General features: G+C 41.7%; 1 rRNA gene and 1 pseudogene. Both read right to left on the minus strand.

Annotated features, from left to right (window positions below):
- Positions 1–77 (minus strand): 16S ribosomal RNA (locus FTT63_RS15675); the annotation flags it as partial.
- Positions 78–518: 441 nt separating this feature from the next.
- Positions 519–884 (minus strand): annotated as a pseudogene (locus tag FTT63_RS15590) (5'-nucleotidase C-terminal domain-containing protein); the annotation flags it as partial.
- Positions 885–1,027 lie beyond the last annotated feature (143 nt).

Here is a 1,027-nt window from a genome sequence, read left to right on the forward strand (position 1 = left end):
CCCTCGCTCCGCTCGACTTGCATGTGTTAAGCCTGCCGCCAGCGTTCAATCTGAGCCATGATCAAACTCTTCAGTTAAAATCATTTCGAACTTTATAAGTAAAGTTCTTAAACTTGGCTCATCAATTTTCTGACTTAAATTTCGCTCAAATAAACTTCGAGTAATTTAAACCAATCAATCAATGAAAATAATTTCGATCAATCAACCAGTAAAAATCCACACAAGTTGTTCTTCATAATCTCTTAATGATCTTTCCAACACCTCGTCAGTGCCAGAAGCTGGACTTAATAAACCTAACAACTCAGCACTTCGTGCTTCGTTCGTTTCCGTCTATCTCGTCGGTATGGGGTGCATTCTAGAGGATTTCAGAATCATTGCAAGCCCCAATTCACTTTATTTTTCACGTATGTATCTTTTTTCTACGAAACAGCTAAAAAAACCGGTTTTTCACTTATTTTTTGCACAATTTAACAGAAAAAATCCCGCGAACGGGATTTTTTGCTGGCTTTCTTTTTATCTTATTCAGTAAATTTCTGCGTGCTGTAATCCGCTGTTGGCAATTTACCGAGTGATTTTTGTCCGATTGTTCCCGGTAAACGCTCGACATACTGTAAAAACGCTTCGGCATAATCGAGGCCCACATCCATACGGCGCTCGCCTGTCACCTCTTTCATGCTGCTATAGTAGTCCTGTCCATTGGCCAGGAAGTCGATAGTCACCACTTTATAGGTTCGATCCAAGACCAGTGCTTCATAACTACCGCTTGCATTACGCACTTCCAGCTGGCTAATACGCTGCCCTTTGGCCTGGGTTAAATCTACCTGCCAGCGTAAACCACCAGTATATGGATAACTGCCAGTATTTCTGTTCCTTAAAATGTAGTCAAACATAGTCAAGGAGTAATTCGCACTCTGTTAATGTCTTGTTGCCAAGCGTGTAACTAGAGCCTGAGTCGGTCAGTTCCGACTTGTAGCGGTCAGTCCGTTCTTGCAATATACGCTTTACAGTTTTGTAAGGCGTATAACGA

Origin of the sequence: Acinetobacter sp. C15, assembly GCF_013420645.1 — a bacterium.
Taxonomy (GTDB): Bacteria; Pseudomonadota; Gammaproteobacteria; order Pseudomonadales; family Moraxellaceae; genus Acinetobacter; species Acinetobacter indicus.